Here is a 17689-nt window from a genome sequence, read left to right on the forward strand (position 1 = left end):
ACGACCATCTACACCGAGCGCAGGAACGCCGCCAGCGCTCTCGCGACGCGTACCGGGTCCTCCTGGTCGGGGGCGTTGTGCCCGACGCCGGGGAAGGCCGTCAGGCAGGACCCCGGTACGGTGGCGCGCAGCAGCTCCGCCGCCTGGCGCAGGTGGGCGGGGCTGCGCTCCCCGGTGAGCAGCAACATCGGCGCGGTGACCCCCCGGTAGCGCTCGACCGATGACCGCACCAGTGCCTCGGCGTGCCTGTTCGGCGTGTGCGCCCGCCCGAAGCCGCGTGGCCGCCCCGCCGTGAGGCGCGGGCCCGGCCCGGCCGCGGGCTCGTACAGGACGAGCCCGCGCACCGGGTGGCGCAGCGCCGTCTCCAGCGCCACCATTCCGCCGTAGCCGTGGCCGAACAGCAGGTCCGCGCCGGTCTCGGCGATCAGCGCGCCGAGGCCGGCGCAGTCGTCTTCCAGCGTGCTGCCCACGCCCTCCCCACAGAACCCCCGGCCGCAGGCTTCCGCGACCGGGCGTTCATGAAGGCGTCCGCCGGATGCCCGGCCGTGGCGATCGGCCACATGGACGGTGAACTCTTCGGCGAGCTGGCCGGCCATCGCGTGGTAATGCCGCCCCAGCCGGGCGCCGCCGGGCACCAGTACCAGCCCCGGGCCGTCGCCGCGGACCTCGTAGGTGACAACGGCGCCGTCGGCCGTGACGACGTGGTCGTGCATGTCCGTCCGCATCGGAGCCCCCGCTCTCTGCATGACTTTCCATCATCGTCGCCTCATTCGCTGTCAGAACCCGGCCAAGACGCGGACATCACCGACAATATTATTTTTCTTGACAACTCTCATTGTCGGTGAGAGGGTGAGGCCATGTTCGAAGTGGCGGTGATCGAAGATCCGGCCGCGGCGGAGGTCTCGCTCGACCCCGTGCGCGCCCGATTGCTTGCTGAGCTGGCCGTTCCCGCGTCGGCGACGATGCTCGCCGGGCGGGTGGGCCTGCCCCGGCAGAAGATCAACTATCACCTGCGCGCCCTGGAGCGGCACGGGTTGATCGAGCTGGCCGAGGAGCGCAGGAAGGGAAATGTGACCGAGCGGGTGATGCGGGCGACCGCGGCGTCGTACGTGATATCGCCCGCGGTGCTCGGGGCGGTCCAGCCCGACCCCGAGCGGGCCCCCGACCGGCTGTCCGCGCGCTGGCTGCTGGCCATCGCCACCCGGCTGGTGCGCGAGGTCGGCATGCTGATCACGGGCGCGGCCCAGGCGCAGCGGCGGGTGGCCACGTTCGCGCTCGACGGGGAGGTGCGGTTCGCCTCCGCGGAGCGGCGCGCGGCCTTCGCTGACGAGCTGGCCACGGCGGTGACCGGGCTGGTCGCCAAATACCACGACGAGTCCGCGGCGGGCGGGCGGGCGCACCGAGTGATCGTCGCCGTCCATCCCGCGATCCGGGCACCGGAGGGGGAGTGACATGGGACACGCGTTCGAGGGCGAGACAGAAGCCGAGGTCGACGCGACCCCGGAGCAGATCTGGGCGGCCATCGCGACCGGGCCGGGGGCCGACTCCTGGTTCATGGGCACCAACCACGTCGAGCCGGGGCCCGGCGGCACGGTCCGCACGCTGTTCGGGGCCTACCGGGGCGAGTCGCTGATCACCGGCTGGGATCCGCCGCACCGGCTCGCCTACGGGTCTGAGCCGGCCCCCGACGGGCGGTTCATGGCTTACGAGTTCCTGATCGAGGGGCGCGGCGGCGGGAGTGCCGTGCTGCGCCTGGTCACCAGCGGTTTCCTGCCCGGCGACGACTGGGAGACCGAGTACGACGCGATGACCAAGGGCGGCGCGCTGTTCTTCGCCACCCTGCGGGCCTGCGTGGAGCACTTCGCCGGCCGTACCGCGACGCCCGTCACGGCCTTCGGCCCGATCGTGGCCGACTGGGACCGCACCTGGGCCGCCCTGCGCGGCCGGCTCGGCCTCGGCGACGACGTGAAGCCCGGGCAGGCCGTGCGGTTCACCCCCGGCGGCCTCGCGCCCATCGACGGCGTCGTCTACTTCGTCAACGAGCACACCCTGGGCATCCGCACGGACGACGCCATCTACCGCTTCCTGCGCGGACTGCACGGCCCGATGGTCGCCGCCCACCACATCTTCTCCGACATCGATGAAAACACGACCCAGGGCGCATGGGAGTCCTGGCTGACCGGATTGGAAAGAGCATGAGCACCTACGTGACCTCCAAGGACGGCACCCGGATCCGCTACGAGCGGGCGGGTGAGGGACCTGCGGTGATCCTGGTGGACGGGGCGTTGTGCCACCGTTCCTTCGGCCCGATGAGCGGCATCGCCGCGCTGCTGGCCGAGCACCTGACGGTGATCAACTACGACCGGCGCGGGCGCGGCGAGAGCGGCGACACCGAGCCCTACTCCGTCGAGCGGGAGATCGAGGACATCGAGGCCCTGATCGGCGTGGCCGGCGGCTCGGCGACGCTGGCCGGGCTGTCGTCCGGCGCGGTGCTGGCGCTCGACGCGGCGGGCCGGCTGCCCGGGGTGGAGCGGGTCATCGCCTACGAGGCGCCGCTGACCACCCGGGAGGGCGACCGCACGCCTCCCGAGCACCTGGCCAGACTCCAGGAGCTGGTCGCGGCGGGCCGCAGGGGAGACGCGGTGGCCTACTTCATGACCGACATGGCGGGCGTGCCCGCCGAGGCCGTCGCGGGGATGCGGGGCGCGCCGGTGTGGCCGGCGCTCGAAGCCGTCGCGCACACCCTGCCCTACGACACCGCCGTGCTGGGCAACGGCCGGTTCGACGCCGAGCGGGGTGCGCCGATCAAGGTGCCCGCCCTGGTCATGAGCGGCGAGCTGGGCGTCCCCCCGATAGTGGCGGCCGCCCGGCACATCGCCGAGACGCTGCCCGACGGCCGCCACGCCGAGCTGGCCGGGCAGTCGCACGAGGTGGCGCCCGAGGCGATCGCCCCGGCGATCGTGGCGTTCGTCGCCTCCTGAGCGCGGGTCAGCGCCGGGTCAGTGGGTCTGCTGGACGACGGGCAGCGGGCGGTGGGCCATGGTGCCCGCCGCGGACCAGAGCATCCCGGCGGCGGTGATCAGCACGGCCAGCGCGACCCACCCCGCCGCACGCCCGAGACGCAGGCCGTACCCGCTGATGAGCCAGTAGGCGCAGAGCAGCCAGCGGCCGGGCCCGGTGCGCGCCAGGCGGCGCATCTCCATCGCGCCGAACGCGAAGTCGGTGGCCGTGTGCCGGTCGTCCACCCCGGCGCGCAACCGGGAGTAGAGCGCCTCGAGTTGCGTCGCCGTGGGCGGGCCGTCGCCCTCGGCCTCCGGCCAGCCGCGCCAGGCCCGCTCGTCGGCCAGTACGTTGCGCCGCCGCCACCAGCGCAGCGGGGGCCAGGTCAGGGCCAGGCGCACTCCGCGCGGCGGGGCGGCGAACACACAGCCGGACAACCGCAGCAGCTCGGGATGGCGCAGCCCGGTGAAGCTGCACCCGCTGAGATCGACTCCCGACAGCGCGAGGCCGGTGCCCGCGGCCACCTCGCGCAGCGACAGCAGCCGCACGGGGCCCTTGCCGACGAGCGTGGCGGCGCCGACGAGGGTCGCGCCCTCAAGGTCGGCCTGCGCCTCGCGCAGCCGTACGGTGAGCGGGCCGCCCGCGACGCGCAACCGGCGCAAATCCACCGTGCAACCGGCGGCGCTGAGCGCGAGCCCGGCGCTCGCGTCGGCCCCGGCCAGCGAGAGCCCGCCGCCCACGGTGCTGGGCGCCAGGTAGGCGGCGGCGGAGAAGCAGGCCGCCGCGAAGGACACGTGCCGCTCGAACACCGTCCGGCGGAAGGAGACCACCCGCCGGAAGCGGGCGGTGCGAAAGCCGGCGTTGCCCGCGAACCGCGCCCCGTCGAAGCTCGCGGGCCCGAAGAACACGCTGCCGTGGAACGACGCGTCCTTGCCGAACCCGGCCGCGTCGAAGACGGCGTCGCCGCCCACCGAGGCCCCGTCGAACACCGCGTAACCGTTGACGTCGGCCTCGGAGAACGACAGGTGCCCGGCGAAGTGGGCGGCACGAAAGCTGACATTCGTGGCGAAGTGCGCGTCGTAGAAGGAGGCCAGCCCGTGGAAGCAGGCGTGGTCGAAGGAGGCGTCGCCCTCGAACACAGTGGCGCCGAACCGGGCGTCGCCGTCGAAGACGGCGTGATCGAACCGGGCCCGGCCCAGCCGTCCGCCGGTCGCGCCGAGGACATGTTCCAGGAGCCTGGCCGGAACGCGTACGCCGCGCAGGTCGATCGCCGGGGCGGGTCGGCCGCGAACCCGCCCGGCGGTGCCGGGCGGTGTCGCGGTCAGTACGGCGTCGATCTCGTCAGGCGTGAGGTGGGCCAGACACCGGCCGTACTCGGGGTGGGCGGCCCCCATGCAGGCGGAACAGGTCGCCCATCCGACATCCCAAGGTCGCATACATCGGTCATACACGGTATGTCGTGCGGGGAGAACCGTCCGTAAGGATGGAATGCGCTTGCCCCCTCCACCGGTCACCTGGTGGTCTCGTCCAGCGCGAGGTTCAGTTCCAGCACGTTGACGGCGGGCTCGCCGATGAACCCCAGCGCGCGGCCGGTGGTGTGCTCGCCGATCAGCTCGCGTACCCGGGGCAGTGCCAGGCCGCGCTCTCTGGCCACGCGCGGGGCCTGAAGCTCGGCGTAGGCGGGGGAGATGTGCGGGTCCAGCCCGGACCCGCTCGCGGTCACCGCGTCCGGGGGCACCACGGCGGTCGCGTTCCCCCTGACCGGTACCGTACGCCCGGCCGTGTAGTCCTCGCCCGGCCTGGCGCACTCGACCTGGACCCCCTGGTAACGGGCGACGAACGGGGTCGCCGGGCACGCCTGGTTGACGCTGACCACCCGGCCCGGGAAGACCTTGAGCACCGCGCCCACCCCGTCGCCGGTGCAGTACGGCCGCCCGCCGGAGACGCCCTCCAGCTCGCCCGCCGCCTTGGACCGCGCGCAGACCTGCGTGAGCAGCGACTGACGTCCCTCATCGCCCGGCGTGGGCAGGGTGTCCACGACGTCTTCGGGACCGAGGTTGCTCGCCGACGTGGACAGCATGTCGTAGCCGTCGCCCGCCGCCGACGGACGGCTCTGGAAGTACTTCCCGGCCGGGTCGCCCCCGGCGTCGGTGAAGCGCTGCCCGGCGAGCGCGCTGCCCACCGTCTTGCCGTCCTTGTCGACCAGCGAGCCGTTGGCCTTGTGGCCGAACACCGCCTGTGCCACCCCCGTCACGACCAGCGGATAGGCCGCGCCGAGCAGCAGCGTGAGCACGAGCAGCGCGCGCAGCGCCGCGAGGTGCCCGCGGATCCATGCCGGTAGTCGTTGCATGATTCACATCCCCGGAAGAAACCGAATGATCAGGTCGATCAGCTTGATGCCGATGAACGGCGCGACGACCCCGCCCAGGCCGTACAGGCAGAGGTTGCGCGACAGCAGCTTGGCGGCGCCGGCCGGGCGGTAGCGCACGCCGCGCAGGGCGAGCGGGATCAGCGCGATGATGATCAGCGCGTTGAAGATCACCGCGGACAGGATCGCCGACTGCGGGCTGGACAGCCGCATGATGTTGAGCGCGTCGAGGCCCGGGTAGACCGCGGCGAACATCGCCGGGATGATCGCGAAGTACTTCGCGACGTCGTTGGCGATGGAGAACGTGGTCAGCGCGCCCCTGGTGATCAGGAGCTGCTTGCCGATCTCGACGATCTCGATGAGCTTGGTCGGGTTGGAGTCCAGATCGACCATGTTCCCGGCCTCCTTGGCGGCCGAGGTGCCGGTGTTCATGGCCACCCCGACGTCGGACTGCGCCAGGGCGGGGGCGTCGTTGGTGCCGTCCCCGGTCATGGCGACCAGCCGGCCGCCCTCCTGCTCCTTCTTGATCAGCGCGAGCTTGTCCTCGGGGGTGGCCTCGGCCAGGAAGTCATCGACCCCGGCCTCGTCGGCGATGGCCTTGGCGGTCAGCGGGTTGTCCCCGGTGATCATCACGGTCCTGATGCCCATCCGGCGCATCTCGGCGAACCGCTCGGCCATGCCCGCCTTGACCACGTCCTTGAGGTGGATCACCCCCAGCACCCGGGCCCGCTCGCCGTTGATCTCGCCGACCACCAGCGGGGTGCCGCCGGAGGCGGAGATGCCGTCCACCAGGTGGCCGATCTGGTCGGTGGGGTGGCCGCCGTGGTCGCGCACCCACTTCATCACGGCGGTGGCCGCGCCCTTGCGCACCTGCCGGCCGTCCATGTTCACCCCCGACATCCGGGTCTGGGCGGTGAACGGCACCCACTCGGCGGTGGCCAGTTCGCCGGGTTCGCGTTCGCGCAGGCCGTACGCGCGCTTGGCGAACACCACGATGGACCGCCCCTCGGGCGTCTCGTCGGCCAGGCTGGACAGTTGCGCCGCCAGCGCCAGTTCCTCCTCGCCGACCTCCGCCACCGGGACGAACTCCGCCGCCTGCCGGTCGCCCAGCGTGATCGTGCCGGTCTTGTCCAGCAGCAGCGTGTTGACGTCGCCCGCGGCCTCCACCGCACGGCCGGACATCGCCAGCACGTTGCGCTGCACCAGCCGGTCCATGCCCGCGATGCCGATGGCCGACAGCAGCGCCCCGATGGTGGTCGGGATCAGGCAGACCAGCAGCGCGGCCAGCACGATCCCGGTCACGCCGTCGCCGGTCAGCGCCAGGGAGTCCGGGATGCCGGGGTTGACGGCCTTGGCGTGGATCGCCATCGGCTGCATGGTCACCGTCGCGGCCAGGAAGATGATCGTGAGCGCGGCCAGCAGGATGTTCAGCGCGATCTCGTTGGGGGTCTTCTGCCGGTTCGCGCCCTCGACCAGGGAGATCATCCGGTCGATGAAGCTCTCGCCGGGCTTCTGGGTGATCTCGACGACGATCCGGTCCGACAGCACCTTGGTGCCGCCGGTCACCGCCGAACGGTCGCCGCCCGACTCCCGGATGACCGGGGCCGACTCGCCGGTGATGGCCGACTCGTCCACCGAGGCGATGCCCTCCACCACGTCGCCGTCGCCGGGGATGATCTCGCCCGCCTCGACCACCACGCGGTCACCGGGACGCAACTCCGGCGCGCCGACCGTCTGGACGGAGCCGCCCACCAGCTTGCGGGCGGTGGTGTCGCGTTTGGCGGCGCGCAGCGTGGCCGCCTGGGCCTTGCCGCGCCCCTCCGCGACCGCCTCGGCCAGGTTGGCGAACAGCACGGTCAGCCACAGCCAGACCGTGATCGCCCAGCCGAAGAACGTCGGGTCGAGTATCGCCAGGACGGTGGTGAACACCGCGCCGATCTCCACGATCAGCATCACCGGGTTGCGCCACAGCGTGCGGGGGTTCAGCTTGGCAAGCGCGTCGGGCAGCGAGCGGACCAACTGCCCGGGGTCCAGCAGCCCGCCCCCGATCCTGCGCTCTGACGTGCTCATTCACGAAAGCCCTTCTGCGAGCGGCCCGAGCGCGAGCGCGGGGAGGAAGGTCAGCGCGATCAGGATGATCGTGACGCCGACGACCATGCCGACGAACTGCGGCCGGTGGGTGGGCAGCGTGCCCGCCGACTCCGGCACCGGCGCCTGCCCGGCCAGCGACCCGGCCAGGGCCAGCACGAAGATGATCGGCAGGAACCGGCCGAGCGCCATGCACAGGCCGAGCGCCGTGTCGTACCACGGCGTGTTCACGGTCAGGCCGCCGAAGGCCGACCCGTTGTTGTTGGAGGCGCTGGTGAACGCGTACAGGACCTCAGAAAACCCGTGCGGGCCCGAGTTCAGTATCCCGGCCAGGCCGTCCGCGTTGCCCATCGCCAGAGCCGTGCCGGTCAGCACCAGGACCGGGGTGACCAGGAAGTACAGCGAGGCCAGCTTGATCTCGCGGGCCCCGATCCGCTTGCCCAGGTACTCCGGCGTGCGGCCGACCATCAGCCCCGCCACGAAGACGGTGATCACCGCCAGCACCAGCATGCCGTACAGGCCCGCGCCGACCCCGCCGGGCGCGACCTCGCCCAGCATCATGTTGAACATCGTCATCATGCCGCCGAACGGGGTGTATGAGTCGTGGAAGGAGTCCACCGCGCCGGTCGAGGTGAGCGTGGTCGCCGCGCCGAAGGTGGCGGAGTTCGCCACCCCGAACCGCACCTCCTTGCCCTCCATCGCCGCGCCCACGGCCTGCGGCACGGTCGCGCCGCCGGCCAGCTCGAAGACGTTGGTGAGGGCGACGCTGACCAGGGCGAGCACGGCCATCACGGCGAGGATGGCGTTGCCCTGGCGCCGCTGGCCGACCATCCGGCCGAACGTGCGCGGCAGCGAGAACGGGATGACCAGGATCAGGAAGATCTCGAACCAGTTGGTCCAGCCCGTGGCGTTCTCGAAGGGGTGGGCGGAGTTGACGTTGTAGAAGCCGCCGCCGTTGGTGCCCAGCTCCTTGATGACCTCCTGGGAGGCCACCGGGCCGCCGGTCACGCTCTGGGTGCCGCCGGTCAGCGTGGCGATCTCCTGCGGGGCCGCGAAGTTCTGTACCAGCCCGCCCGCGACCAGCACCAGCGCGCCCACGAACGCGATCGGCAGCAGGATCCGCACCGTGCCGCGGACCAGGTCCACCCAGAAGTTGCCGAGGGTGTCGGTGCGGTTCCTGGCGAAGCCGCGCACCAGCGCCATCGCCACCGCCATGCCGACCGCGGCCGACACGAAGTTCTGTACGGCCAGGCCCGCCATCTGGGTCAGGTGGCCCATGGTGGACTCGCCGGAGTACGCCTGCCAGTTGGTGTTGGTCACGAAGCTGATGGCGGTGTTCCAGGCGACGTGGTCGGGCACCGGGTCCATGCCGAGGCTCAGGAAGAGCCGGTCCTGGAGGCGTTGCAGGCCGTACAGGAACAGGATGGAGACGACGGAGAACGCGAGCACGCCGCGCGCGTACGCGCTCCAGCGCTGCTCGGCGTCGGCGTTGACGCCGAGCAGCCGGTAGATCAGGCGCTCGGCGGCGAGGTGCCGGGTCGTGGTGTAGACGCGGTACATGTGGTCGCCGAGCGGCCGGTGCACCAGGGCCAGGGCGAGGATCAGGGACGCGACGAACAGCGCGCCCGCGGTCGCGGTGCCCATCAGAAACGCTCCGGGAACAGCAGGGCGGCGACCATGAAGGCCACCAGCAGCGCCACCACGGCGAGGCCGATGGCGTTGACGAGGCTCACAGCCGTTCCACCGCCCGTACGACAAGGCCCAGGACCGCGAACACCGCGACCGTCAGGGCCACGAAGATGACGTCGGCCATCCCCACTCCTCGAAATCAGCGTTTGCCGGAGAACTTCACCGGCACTCAATGAATGAAAGAGCGGATTGAGTGGGTTTTGTGGGTTCTTGATGGGTCGTATACGGCTATGCGGTGAATATTGACGCTGTTCATACGGGGTCTGTGCGGGGCGTCAGGATGGCGTCAATATCGGCGGCGGTGGCGTAGTGAACGCGTCAAGAGCCCTCCAGGCTCCGTTTTATAAGCGTTTTCTGAGATATGTGCGAGTCCATCGGGAACCCATGATCAACGTGCCGGGTGGCCGGCTCCGGGTGTATCTCGGGGCGGCCCCCGGGGTCGGCAAGACCTACGCGATGTTGTGCGAGGGGCGGCGGGCGCTGGGCCGGGGCCGGGACGTGGTCGTCGGGCTGGTGGAGACCCACGGCCGCGCGCCGATCGCCGCGCTGCTGGAGGGGCTGGAGGTCCTGCCCCGCCGTGAGGTGATCCATCGTGGGGCGTCGTTCACCGAGCTGGACGTGGCGGCGGTGCTGGCCCGGCGTCCGCGGGTGGTGCTGGTGGATGAGCTGGCCCACACCAACGTGCCGGGCTCGGGCAACGCCAAGCGGTGGCAGGACGTGCTGGAGATCATCGCGGCCGGGATCGATGTGATCACCACGGTGAACGTGCAGCATCTGGAGTCGGTCAACGACGTGGTGGAGCGGATCACCGGGGTGGTGCAGCGCGAGACGGTGCCGGATGAGGTGGTGCGGCGGGCCGATCAGGTGGAGCTGGTGGACATGTCGCCGGAGGCGTTGCGGCGGCGGCTGGCGCACGGGAACGTTTATGCGCCGGAGAAGGTGGACGCGGCGCTGGCGAACTATTTCCGGGTGGGGAATCTGACGGCGTTGCGGGAGCTGGCGCTGTTGTGGGTGGCGGGGAAGGTGGATGAGCAGCTCGACCGGTATCGGGCCGAGCATGGGATCGCGGTGACGTGGGAGGCGCGGGAGCGGGTGGTGGTGGCGTTGACGGGGGGTCCGGAGGGGGACACGCTGGTTCGGCGGGCGGCGCGGATCGCGGCGCGGACCAAGGGGGCGGATCTGCTGGCCGTCCACGTCACCCGCCCGGACGGGCTGGGCGGCGCGGACCCCACGGGCCTGACCCGGCAGCGGACCCTGGTGGAGGATCTGGGCGGGAGCTATCACCAGGTGGTCGGGGACGACATCCCGGGCGCGCTGCTTGACTTCGCCCGTGGGGTGAACGCCACGCAGCTCGTGCTGGGGGCGTCCCGGCGTGGCCGGTTCGCCCAGTTGTGGGCGCGTGGGGTGGGGGTGGAGACCACCGCGCGGTCCGGCTCGATCGACGTCCACATGGTCACCCACGCGGAGGCCCGGCGCGGACGGCGGATGCCGCCCCGCACGGACGCCGGACTGCCCAAGGCCAGAAGGCTCACCGGCTGGGCCGCCGCGGTCGCCGGAGTGCCCGCGCTGACCGTCGCCCTGCTGCCCTTCCGCGACGTGCTCGCGCTGCCCAGCGAGATCCTGATCTTCCTGCTGCTGGTCGTGGCGGTCGCGCTGGCCGGTGGGATGTGGCCCGCGATCACCGCGGCGGTGGGCGGGTCGCTGCTGCTGAACTACTTCTTCACCGCGCCGGTGGGGGAGTTCACCATCGCGGAGGCGGAAAACCTTTTCGCGCTGGTGGTGTTCGTGGTCGTCGCGATGGCCGTCAGCGCGATCGTGGACCTCGCCGCCCGGCGTACCCGCGAAGCCGCCCGCGCCGGAGCCGACGCCGAAGTCCTCTCCACCCTCGCCGGACACGTCCTGCGCGGCGACGCCGCCCTCCCCTCCCTCCTCGCCCGCCTCCGCGAGACCTTCGCCCTGGAATCGGTCACCCTCCTCGAACGCACCGACCCCACCACCCCCTGGCACATCGCCGCCACCGCGGGCGGACCCCCCGCCACCACCCCCGGCGACGCCGGCACCGACGTCCGCATCGACGACCACCTCATCCTCGCCGCCCGCGGCCGCCTCCTGCACGCCGCCGACCGCCGCGTCCTGGAAGCCTTCGCCGCCGAAGCCGCCGTCGCCCTCCGCCAGGAACGCCTCCGCGCCGAAGCCGAAAAAGCCCGCCCCCTCGCCGAAGCCGACCGCATGCGCACCGCCCTGCTCGCCGCCGTCAGCCACGACCTGCGCACCCCCCTCGCCTCCGCCACCGCCGCCGTCGACGGCCTGCGCGCCACCGACGTCCACTGGACCCCCGCCGACCGCGCCGAACTCCTCGACACCGCCCACCAATCCCTCACCCGCCTGGACCGCCTCGTCGCCAACCTCCTGGACATGAGCCGGCTCCAGGCGGGCGTGCTGGGCGCGTCACCGCAGCGGCTCGCCCTGGACGAGGTGGTGCCCCGCGCGATCGACGACCTCGGGACCGTACGCGGCCGGGTGGTCTGCGACATCCCGGCCGACCTGCCGGAGATCACCGCCGACCCGGTGCTGCTGGAACGGGTGCTGGTGAACGTGATCGCCAACGCCGTCCGCTACAGCCCCGACGGACGGCCGGTGCTGGTCCGCGCGAGCGGGCACGGCTCCGGAGTGGAGATCCGGATCATCGACCGCGGCCCCGGCATCCCGCAGGAGGACCACGAGCGGGTGTTCATGCCGTTCCAGCGGCTCGGCGACCGCGACAACCACACCGGCGTCGGGCTCGGCCTGGCCCTGTCCCGTGGCCTGGCCGAGGCGATGGGCGGCACACTGACCCCGGAGGACACACCTGGAGGCGGGCTGACGATGATCCTCACGCTGCCGGTCACCGGCCGTACCGGGGCGGCGGCGTGACCCGCGTCCTCGTCGTGGACGACGAGCCCCAGATCCTGCGGGCGCTGCGGATCAACCTGGCCGCCCGCCACTACGAGGTCGCGGTGGCCGCCGACGGCGGCTCGGCGCTGCGCCAGGCCGCGTCCTTCCACCCCGACCTGGTGCTGCTCGACCTCGGGCTGCCCGACCTCGACGGCATCGACGTGATCCACGGCCTGCGCGGCTGGACCAGCGTGCCGATCATCGTGCTGTCCGGCCGGGCCGCCAACCGGGACAAGGTCGAGGCCCTGGACGCGGGCGCCGACGACTACGTGACCAAGCCGTTCGGGATCGACGAACTGCTCGCCCGCGTCCGGGCGGTCTCCCGGCGCTCGGCGGTGACCGAGTCGGAGACCGCGCTGATCCGCGTCGGCGACCACGTCGTGGACCTGGTCGGCAAGTCGGTCTCCGGCGACGTGCGGCTGACCCCCACCGAGTGGCACATCCTGGAGATCCTGCTGCGCAACCCCGGCAAGCTGATCTCTCACCGGCACCTGCTGACCGAGGTGTGGGGCGCGAAGTTCGTCAAGGAGTCGCACTACCTGCGGCAGTACATGGCGCAGCTGCGCCGCAAGCTGGAGGCCGACCCGGGCCACCCCGCCCACCTGATCACCGAGCCGGGGATGGGCTACCGGTTCGTACCGTGAAGCGGCCTTTGTCAGTGGTCCAGTGGCCGGTACGCGCGACCGGCCGCCTGGATGTGGGCCAGCGCGGCCTCCCCGGCGGCCTGCGGGTCGCCCGCGCGGATGCCCGCGATGATCGCGCGGTGCTGCTCGGTGATCGCGTCGGCCCAGTGCGGGTCGTCGAGGTTGGCCACCGTGGTGACCGCGATGCGGTCCCACACCCGGTGCAGGGCGTCTTCGAGGAACGGGTTGCCCGCCGCCGCGCCGATGGCGCGGTGCAGCGCCAGGTTGGCCTGCGCGGAGGCGCGCGCGTCGTGCGCGCGCACCGCGGCCTCCACCCGATCGACCGCCTCGTCCAGCGCGTCGATCTCGGCGGGGGCCAGCCGCCCTTCCTTCTGCCGGGTGGCGGCCAGCTCGGCCGCCAGGGCTTCGAGCCGGCCGCGCAGCACGAACAGGTGCCCGGCCTCGGCGCCGGTGAGCGCCGCGACGGCGACGCCCCTGGCGGCCGGGACCACCAGGCCGTCGGTCAGCAGCCTGCCCAGCGCCTGACGGACCGGGGTGCGGCTGACGCTCAGCTCGGCGGCCAGCACGGCCTCGGTGAGCCGCTGACCGGGCGCGTATTCACCGGCCGCGAATCGGCGGCGCAGCTCCGCGTACACCGCCTGGGCACTGCCCGGACGGGGGTCGGGAGAGCTGGGCACGCGGTCAGTATACGCCGTCTGCAAAAAGCTTGATCCTTACGGGAGGTCCGGCGAGGGACGGGTTTCAGGGGTCAGTTCCCAGGTGAGGCGGCACGATACCAGTCGAGGATCTGCTCGCCGGTCCAGAACTCCACGTCCCGGCGCGCCCGGATGTGGTGCAGGGCCTGCTCGAAGTACCTCAGCCGGTGCGGGGCGCCCATGATGTACGGGTGCACGACCAGTGCCATGACCCTCGCGGAGTCCGCCGAATCCGCGTACAACTGGTCGAACTGGTCGATCGCCCGCTGGTAGTACTCGCGGGCCGGGTGATGCTGGATCAGCATCATCGCGACGTCGTTGCACTCCTGCGTGTACGGGACGTTCACGATGGGCGTGGTACGCGTGGCCAGCTCCATCGGCTGGTCGTCCAGCACCCAGTCGCAGACGTACTCGTAACCCTCCTCGGCGAGGATGTCCGGGGTCTCCCAGGTCTCGGTGAGCCCCGGGCCCAGCCAGCCGCGCGGCCGTGCCCCGGTGGCGGACTCGATCGCCTCGGTGGTGGCCCGGATGTCGGCCCGCTCGTCGGCGACCTTCTGCATGTTCTTCTGGGTGAACCCGTGGCCGACGAACTCCCAGCCGCGTTCCAGCGCGGCCTTGGTGATCTGCGGGTAGTGCTCCACCGCCTGGCCGTTGACCGCCAGCGCGGCACGCACCCCCTGACGGTCCAGCGCGTGCAGCATGCGCCAGAAGCCGACCCGGTTGCCGTACTCGTGCCAGGCCCAGTTCGGCACGTCGGGGGCCGGGATGCCGCCCGCGGGCGGGGTGAGCACGGTACGCGGCATCGGGTCGGTGTCGGACCAGGTCTCCACGTTGACGATGACCCACACCACCATCCGGCCGCCGCCGGGCAGCGTGAGCGCCGGGCGGCCTTCGATGGGGTCGTACGCGAGCCGTTCGCTGGGACGCATGGGGTGTCTCCTATCGGATGGTCACGGTGAGGACGGGCAGGCCGGTGATCTCGACGCGGATCACGTCGCCTGGATGCACCGCGGCGACTCCCGCCGGGGTGCCGGTGTAGATGAGGTCGCCCGGCATCAGCCGGTACGAGCGGGACAGGTGGCCGATGATCTCGGGGACCTTCCACACCATCAGGTCCAGGCCGGTGTGCTGGCGGAGTTCGCCGTTGACGGTCAGCCGCAGCTCGCCGTCCAGTGTTCCCGCGGCCTCGGCGGCGGGCAGGATGGGCCCGCACGGCGCGGAGTGGTCGAAGGACTTGCCCGCCTCCCACGGGTGGGCCATGGCCCGGCAGTCGCGCTGCCGGTCGCGCCGGGTCAGGTCGATCCCGGCGGCGTACCCGAAGACGTGGCCGAGCGCGCCGGAGACGGGGACGTCCGTGCCCTCGGTGCCGATCGCGACCACGAGTTCGCCCTCGAACTGCAGGTCGCCGGTGTGCGGCGGATACGGTACGGCCGAGCCGTCCGTCACCACGGCGTCGGTGGGCTTCTGGAAGAAGAACGGGTCGTCGCGCTCGTCGCCCTCGCCCATCTCCCTGATGTGATCGACGTAGTTGCGCCCGACGCAGTAGACGCGCCGGACCGGGAACGCCTCCGGGCGGCCGGTGACGGGCACGGCGGCCTGGGGGAGCCGCCAGAGCAGGGAAGTGGTCATGAGTGAACCCCTCCGGTGTCGGTCGTGCTGAACAGACGCGGGCGCAGGGCGAGCGCGAGGGCCGCGCCCACCACCGAGAAGCCGACGATCTGGATCATGGCCGCGGCGGTCCATCCGGCCGCGGAGGTGAGGCTGCTGAACAGCAGCCCGGCGACGCTGGCCGCCACGTAGACGCAGGTCACGAACACGCCGGCGGCCCGGCTGACGCCCTTGGCGTCCACCGCCTTGACCAGGTAGCCGGCCGCCGCGACGTACACGCCGCTGCTGGCGAACAGCCCGAACAGGAACGAGAAGACCGACTGCCAGGCCATGCCCGGCGACCCGAGGAACAGCGCGCAGCCGCACGCCGCGACGGCCAGGTTGAGCAGTGTGAGCACGATCCGCGGGCTCCACCGGTCGACCAGGTGACCGCCGAGCGGCGAGGCGAAGGCCGCCAGCCCGGACAGCCCGACCACGAAACCGGCCGCGCCGGAACCGAAGCCCAGCTCCTCGCGCAGGTAGCTGGCGTACATGCCGATGAAGCCGAAGTCGGCCAGCCCGAACAGCACGATGATCGCGGCCAGCACCAGCGGGTTGCGGGCCAGCAGCGTGGCCGCGCCGCCGATGTGGCGGACCACCCCGGCCGCCGCCCTGGCCTCGGTGAGCCGCGGCGACACCAGCAGGAGGGTGGCCAGCGCGAGCGCGACGCCGATCGCCGCGTACGCGACCATCGGGGCCCGCCAGGTCCCGTAGCTCTCCATCAGACCGGTACCGAAGGACGGGCCGATCACCGAGCCCGCGGCGAAGGCCATGTTGATGCTGCCGATCGCCACCCCGCGCCGGGCCGGGAACGCGCTGGAGGCCACCGTGATGATCGCGGCGAGTTGCAGCGCCTCGCCGACGCCGGACAGGACGCGCCACAGCAGCATGTCCACGAAGCCGGTGGAGGCGGCGGTCAGGGCGGTCGCCACGGAGAACAGCAGGGTGCCCGCGACGATCGTCCGCCGCCGGCCGAACGTCCGCTCCAGCCGTCCGGCGGGCAGCCCCGCCAGGCCCATGCCGAGGGCGAAGACGGTGGCCTGGAGTCCGGCCGCCTCCAGGCTGAAGCCGTACTCGCTGCGGACCTCGACCAGCAGCACGGGGAAGACCATGCGGTCCATGGCGTTGACCGCGTAGGCGAGCAGCAGCAGGCCGAACATCGCGACCGCGACACGCGGGGTGAGGGTTTCGTGCCGGGACGACGCCCGGGCGATGGGGGTGGCGCTCATGGCAGGCTTCTTTCGGGCGTGGAGCCGCTTTCTGGGGTGGAGCCGTTTTCTGGGGTGGAGAGCCGGTCGCCCGCCGCCGTGGCCCTTTGGAGCAGGGCGTCCCTGCGGGCCTCGGCCATGGCGACGGGGTCGGGACCGCCCTCGGCGAGCACCGGCCTGCCGTGCCGCTTGAGCACGCGGCCGTCGGCGATGACGGTGTCGATGTTGTCGATCTGACCGGTGTAGACGAGCCCCTCGGCCGGGTCGCCCGAGGGGAGCAGGTTGACGTCGGACAGGCGCAGGATCACGATGTCCGCGCGCTTGCCGTTCGTGATGGAGCCGGTGATGTCGCCGATGCCGAGGTCTTCGGCGCCGTCGAGCGTCGCCAGCCTGAGTAGCCGGCGCGGCGTCACCGCGGGCGAGCCGGTGCGGGCCGCCTCGATGGAGACGATGGCGCGCAGGTGCCCGAGGATGTCGGCGCTGGTCGGCATGGCGAGGGTGTCCAGGGACAGCGAGAGCCGCACGCCGGCCTCGATGAATTCGCTGATCAGCGGGAAGCCCATGGTGCGCAGCTCGGTCATCGGGCTCACCGACACCCGCGTACGGGTGCGGGCCAGCGCCCCGATGTCGTCCTCGCTCGCGTGCACGGCGTGGATGATCTGCACGTCCTCGCCGAGCAGGCCGAGGTCGGCGAGGCGGGTCAGGCCGCAGGAGCGGCAGCCCTCCTCGCGCAGGCAGCGGTCGCAGTGCATGGTGATCGGCAGGCCGAGCGAGCGGGCCGCCGCCCACTCCCGCTCGTAGACGGCGGGCGGGGTCCGGTACGGCCCGCGCAGCGCGACGCCGAAGTCCAGCCTGCCGTCCAGCAGCGCGGCGGGCCAGCGGGTACGCAGCGCGGCCAGGTCGTCGAGGTCGTTGGTGGCGTCCGCTTCGGCCGAGTCGGGCGGGCCGTAGGAGAACCGCCCGCGCAGCCCGGAGTCCAGGTGGGCCCGGATGTTGGCGTCGGCGTCCTGCGGGCCGCGTACGTTGTGGTCGAAGTTGTGCACGGTGGTGATGCCGCCGCCGATCGCCTCGGCCAGCCCGAACCTGGCGGCCCAGTAGAAGTCGTCCACCTCGAAGTGCGGCGCGAGCGCCCGCTTGACGGTGAAGTAGTCCCGGCCCGGCCGGTCGCCGACCGTGCCGCGCAGCAGCGAGTTCCACAGGTGCCAGTGGGTGTCCACGAACCCGGGGAGGGTCACCGTCCGGCTCGCGTCGATGACCTGGGCGTCACCGGCCGCGCGGCCGGGGTCGTGCGGGGCGACCTCGGCGATCCGCCCGTCCTGGACCAGGACGTCGGCGCGCGGAAGGTCGCCGATGTCCGGGTCCATCGAGATCAGGTACGTGCCCGAGATGAGCAGGTCGGTGCGGTCGGGAAGCATG

At 72.1% G+C, this 17689-nt stretch carries 16 protein-coding genes; 5 read left to right on the forward strand and 11 right to left on the reverse strand.

What is annotated here, in order from left to right; genetic code table 11:
- Nucleotides 1-8: 8 nt before the first annotated feature.
- Entirely contained in the window at nucleotides 9-725 is a 717-nt protein-coding gene (locus DP939_RS01870) for an alpha/beta fold hydrolase (protein ID WP_113978097.1), read from the reverse strand.
- 132 nt (nucleotides 726-857) lie between these two features.
- On the opposite strand from DP939_RS01870, the gene DP939_RS01875 reads away from it, so the two are divergent.
- Genes DP939_RS01875 through DP939_RS01885 form a run of 3 tightly spaced genes read left to right on the forward strand, consistent with a single transcriptional unit; the run spans nucleotide 858 to nucleotide 2981 of the window.
- Complete coding sequence (locus DP939_RS01875; RefSeq protein ID WP_199564902.1) at nucleotides 858-1451, forward strand: winged helix-turn-helix domain-containing protein; 594 nt, start codon at nucleotides 858-860, stop codon at nucleotides 1449-1451.
- A gap of 1 nt (nucleotide 1452) precedes the next feature.
- Nucleotides 1453-2199, forward strand: a complete 747-nt coding sequence (locus tag DP939_RS01880) for an SRPBCC family protein (protein WP_113978099.1) — start codon at nucleotides 1453-1455, stop codon at nucleotides 2197-2199.
- Complete coding sequence (locus DP939_RS01885) at nucleotides 2196-2981, forward strand: alpha/beta fold hydrolase (RefSeq protein WP_113978101.1); 786 nt, start codon at nucleotides 2196-2198, stop codon at nucleotides 2979-2981. The genes DP939_RS01880 and DP939_RS01885 overlap by 4 nt, the downstream gene beginning before the upstream one ends.
- Before the next feature lie 18 nt (nucleotides 2982-2999).
- Here DP939_RS01885 and DP939_RS01890 read toward each other — a convergent pair whose 3' ends face one another.
- From DP939_RS01890 to DP939_RS01910, 5 genes are all read right to left on the reverse strand, one after another.
- A complete protein-coding gene (locus DP939_RS01890; protein WP_113978104.1) occupies nucleotides 3000-4436 on the reverse strand; it encodes a pentapeptide repeat-containing protein in 1437 nt (478 codons plus the stop codon).
- Between the two features lie 74 nt (nucleotides 4437-4510).
- Nucleotides 4511-5350: a potassium-transporting ATPase subunit C gene (locus tag DP939_RS01895; RefSeq protein ID WP_113978107.1), complete on the reverse strand. Its 840-nt coding sequence runs from the start codon at nucleotides 5348-5350 to the stop codon at nucleotides 4511-4513.
- A 3-nt stretch (nucleotides 5351-5353) separates the two neighbouring features.
- Complete coding sequence (gene kdpB / locus DP939_RS01900; protein ID WP_113978109.1) at nucleotides 5354-7438, reverse strand: potassium-transporting ATPase subunit KdpB; 2085 nt, start codon at nucleotides 7436-7438, stop codon at nucleotides 5354-5356.
- Nucleotides 7439-9100: a potassium-transporting ATPase subunit KdpA gene (gene kdpA, locus DP939_RS01905; protein ID WP_113978112.1), complete on the reverse strand. Its 1662-nt coding sequence runs from the start codon at nucleotides 9098-9100 to the stop codon at nucleotides 7439-7441. It lies immediately after the preceding gene.
- Nucleotides 9100-9189, reverse strand: a complete 90-nt coding sequence (locus tag DP939_RS01910) for a potassium-transporting ATPase subunit F (protein WP_113978115.1) — start codon at nucleotides 9187-9189, stop codon at nucleotides 9100-9102. The genes kdpA and DP939_RS01910 overlap by 1 nt, the downstream gene beginning before the upstream one ends.
- 340 nt (nucleotides 9190-9529) lie before the next feature.
- On the opposite strand from DP939_RS01910, the gene DP939_RS01920 reads away from it, so the two are divergent.
- Both DP939_RS01920 and DP939_RS01925 read left to right on the forward strand, forming a co-directional pair.
- On the forward strand, nucleotides 9530-12058 hold the full coding sequence (locus DP939_RS01920) for a sensor histidine kinase (RefSeq protein WP_225877998.1): 2529 nt from the start codon (nucleotides 9530-9532) through the stop codon (nucleotides 12056-12058).
- Complete coding sequence (locus DP939_RS01925) at nucleotides 12055-12723, forward strand: response regulator (protein WP_113978117.1); 669 nt, start codon at nucleotides 12055-12057, stop codon at nucleotides 12721-12723. The genes DP939_RS01920 and DP939_RS01925 overlap by 4 nt, the downstream gene beginning before the upstream one ends.
- Before the next feature lie 11 nt (nucleotides 12724-12734).
- Here DP939_RS01925 and DP939_RS01930 read toward each other — a convergent pair whose 3' ends face one another.
- From DP939_RS01930 to DP939_RS01950, 5 genes are all read right to left on the reverse strand, one after another.
- Nucleotides 12735-13400, reverse strand: a complete 666-nt coding sequence (locus DP939_RS01930; protein WP_158578430.1) for a GntR family transcriptional regulator — start codon at nucleotides 13398-13400, stop codon at nucleotides 12735-12737.
- A 71-nt stretch (nucleotides 13401-13471) separates the two neighbouring features.
- Entirely contained in the window at nucleotides 13472-14347 is an 876-nt protein-coding gene (locus tag DP939_RS01935; RefSeq protein ID WP_113978121.1) for a polysaccharide deacetylase family protein, read from the reverse strand.
- 10 nt (nucleotides 14348-14357) lie between these two features.
- On the reverse strand, nucleotides 14358-15047 hold the full coding sequence (locus tag DP939_RS01940) for a fumarylacetoacetate hydrolase family protein (protein ID WP_113978124.1): 690 nt from the start codon (nucleotides 15045-15047) through the stop codon (nucleotides 14358-14360).
- Complete coding sequence (locus DP939_RS01945; RefSeq protein ID WP_113978127.1) at nucleotides 15044-16294, reverse strand: MFS transporter; 1251 nt, start codon at nucleotides 16292-16294, stop codon at nucleotides 15044-15046. Before DP939_RS01945 ends, DP939_RS01940 begins: the two co-directional genes overlap by 4 nt.
- Nucleotides 16291-17688, reverse strand: a complete 1398-nt coding sequence (locus DP939_RS01950; protein ID WP_113978129.1) for an amidohydrolase family protein — start codon at nucleotides 17686-17688, stop codon at nucleotides 16291-16293. Before DP939_RS01950 ends, DP939_RS01945 begins: the two co-directional genes overlap by 4 nt.
- Nucleotide 17689: the final 1 nt, after the last annotated feature.

It is taken from the genome of Spongiactinospora rosea (genome assembly GCF_003315795.1).
GTDB classification, from domain to species: domain Bacteria; phylum Actinomycetota; class Actinomycetes; order Streptosporangiales; family Streptosporangiaceae; genus Spongiactinospora; species Spongiactinospora rosea.

Bases quoted from the DNA above. Each gene is read 5' to 3' on its own strand.
- DP939_RS01870 (WP_113978097.1), bottom strand. From the start codon at position 725: ATGCGGACGGACATGCACGACCACGTCGTCACGGCCGACGGCGCCGTT.
- DP939_RS01875 (WP_199564902.1), top strand. From the start codon at position 858: ATGTTCGAAGTGGCGGTGATCGAAGATCCGGCCGCGGCGGAGGTCTCG.
- DP939_RS01880 (WP_113978099.1), top strand. From the start codon at position 1,453: ATGGGACACGCGTTCGAGGGCGAGACAGAAGCCGAGGTCGACGCGACC.
- DP939_RS01885 (WP_113978101.1), top strand. From the start codon at position 2,196: ATGAGCACCTACGTGACCTCCAAGGACGGCACCCGGATCCGCTACGAG.
- DP939_RS01890 (WP_113978104.1), bottom strand. From the start codon at position 4,436: ATGCGACCTTGGGATGTCGGATGGGCGACCTGTTCCGCCTGCATGGGG.
- DP939_RS01895 (WP_113978107.1), bottom strand. From the start codon at position 5,350: ATGCAACGACTACCGGCATGGATCCGCGGGCACCTCGCGGCGCTGCGC.
- kdpB (WP_113978109.1), bottom strand. From the start codon at position 7,438: ATGAGCACGTCAGAGCGCAGGATCGGGGGCGGGCTGCTGGACCCCGGG.
- kdpA (WP_113978112.1), bottom strand. From the start codon at position 9,100: ATGGGCACCGCGACCGCGGGCGCGCTGTTCGTCGCGTCCCTGATCCTC.
- DP939_RS01920 (WP_225877998.1), top strand. From the start codon at position 9,530: ATGATCAACGTGCCGGGTGGCCGGCTCCGGGTGTATCTCGGGGCGGCC.
- DP939_RS01935 (WP_113978121.1), bottom strand. From the start codon at position 14,347: ATGCGTCCCAGCGAACGGCTCGCGTACGACCCCATCGAAGGCCGCCCG.
- DP939_RS01940 (WP_113978124.1), bottom strand. From the start codon at position 15,047: ATGACCACTTCCCTGCTCTGGCGGCTCCCCCAGGCCGCCGTGCCCGTC.
- DP939_RS01945 (WP_113978127.1), bottom strand. From the start codon at position 16,294: ATGAGCGCCACCCCCATCGCCCGGGCGTCGTCCCGGCACGAAACCCTC.
- DP939_RS01950 (WP_113978129.1), bottom strand. From the start codon at position 17,688: ATGCTTCCCGACCGCACCGACCTGCTCATCTCGGGCACGTACCTGATC.